The sequence below is a fragment of the Bradyrhizobium sp. NAS80.1 genome (assembly GCF_001908205.1).
Classification (GTDB): domain Bacteria; phylum Pseudomonadota; class Alphaproteobacteria; order Rhizobiales; family Xanthobacteraceae; genus Bradyrhizobium.
On sequence record NZ_LGHL01000351.1, the window covers coordinates 1 to 1,935 of the forward strand.

1 protein-coding gene and 1 pseudogene are annotated in these 1,935 nt (G+C 60.3%); one reads left to right on the forward strand and one right to left on the reverse strand.

Annotated elements, in window-relative coordinates; translation table 11 throughout:
* Window positions 1-797 precede the first annotated feature (797 nt).
* Entirely contained in the window at window positions 798-1,331 is a 534-nt protein-coding gene (locus AC629_RS43270) for an amino acid synthesis family protein (protein WP_084810705.1), read from the forward strand.
* A 464-nt stretch (window positions 1,332-1,795) separates the two neighbouring features.
* Here AC629_RS43270 and AC629_RS49630 read toward each other — a convergent pair.
* Window positions 1,796-1,935, reverse strand: a pseudogene (locus tag AC629_RS49630) (IS3 family transposase); the annotation flags it as partial.

Here is a 1,935-nt window from a genome sequence, read left to right on the forward strand (position 1 = left end):
CGCAACGGGCTCAGCTCCAGCAACGGGCGGTTCTGATCCAACCGCCCGTTCGCACATTCTGGCAGATTTTCAGGACACAAGGGCGCAGGGAAGGCCGGGCGCCGGCTAGCACCCACGGTCCGCTGTGCGAAAAGCACACGCAGAAGAACTGCACAGCGACATACAGGTGAAGCCCAACACACGGCCTTCCCTGCGCAGGGGACTGCTTGGCTCAACCCCGTCCTGTCTGCGCTGCGATGGCGCTCGGGAGGCAAAATATCGATGCTTTCATCAGAGCTTCCTCCCCGTCCGTTGGGATCATTATCGATAGGACGATAATAACCAGCATGGCCATTCCCTTCCGCAGACGCCGTGGCCCTCCTGAAACTCCCGATCGGCTCCTTCGTCGAGGTTTTTTCCTGTCCTTTTCTAACGCCTTATTGGGGATGCTGCATAGCTTCGGCAAAAGCTGGTGCGGTCGCGGGGAGAACAACAGCCCTCGGGTGTGTGATGTCTTTTGGCTGGTCGCCGGCAGTCCAGCCAAAAAAGCCAACCTTTTCCGGCGCACGAGTCCGCGGTTGGCCATAATGCGAAAGATGCGCCTCTTAGAAGGGCGGCCTATCGGCGGCCCCGACCAAGATCGACGCGATTGAACCAAAGCCGCCTGGGGCGTCTCAATTCCCCGCGCAGAAGGGCAATAAGGTGCTAGCCTTTAGATCTGAAATAGACGGGCTGTCGAAACATAGCGAGCGAGCGCATCATGACCATCCGCAAAACCGTCACTCTCGTCGAGGAGATCAACAGCGAATACGGCGCGCCTGTCGTCCCCCCCACTTCGACGCGTCGCGATCGCCGCGGTCTTCGAAAACCCGCTCGCCGGAAAGGCGGCCGGCGCCGACCTCCAGTCTCTAATCGACTATTCGCTCCAACTTGGGGCTTCGCTCACCAAAGCGGCACTGGCGACCCTCGGCGCTAGCCCGGCGCAGCTGCGCGCTTACACCAAGGCGGCGCTGGTCGGCATCGGCGGCGACCTTGAGCATGGTGCCGCCATGATCCATCCAAGACTCGGCATGGCGATGCGCGGGGCGATCAGACGCGGTCGCGTCATCATCCCAGGCCACGCCAAGGTGGGCCCGCCGGGCACGACCGTGGATCTCATCTATGGTCCTCTCGACGAGGGTTGGGATCTCGATGCCTTCGATTCGACGCCGGTGCTGATCCATGACGCGCCGCGACCGCACGAGATTGTGCTTTGGATCGGCTACGCCACAGGTCCGCGCGTCAACGCCCGATGCAACGGTCCGGATCAGAAGGAGGTCGATCCACTCCTCGCATCCTTCTCCGACGGTTAGTGGATCGCCTCTTGTGCTGGGTGTCGCGCACCTCATAAGAACGTCAAACAACCCATAAGCGCGTCGCGAAAGTTCCAACCGGGCGGCTCGTGGGAGTGAAGTCCTGTAGCTCAACGGTCCGAGCCGGCCGCTCATAACAGTCTGGTTGGCGGTTCGAGTTCTGCCGGGCCCACCATTCGGATCCCTTGCTGGATGTAAACACACACACACACACACACACACACACACACACAAATCCGTTGGACTTGTCCGGCCAACTCTAAAGCATGTCGATTCTAAAGAATCGCGAGTCGATTTCTTGGAAATCCAACGAACCGAACGATCTACCTTCGTGACCGCGACTGCGACCTAAAATGGTTGGCGTTCTTCATTGGCTAAACGTGTTCCAGCTTTTCGAGCCTTCGCTTCGACCACTCGTCCAATCGGGCCAGTTCCTCGAACACCAGTGACCTTGCCCCCAAGTTTTATCCAGCCCTGAGTTCGCCCCGGTCGTTGGATTTGCCCAGTTGGGCGGTGGGAGCGACGGGAGCTGGCGCGGAGCCTTCGGCATAGCGCAGCGCCAGATCCCGTCGCGGATGGCAGGTGAAGGCGAACTCGGACGGCG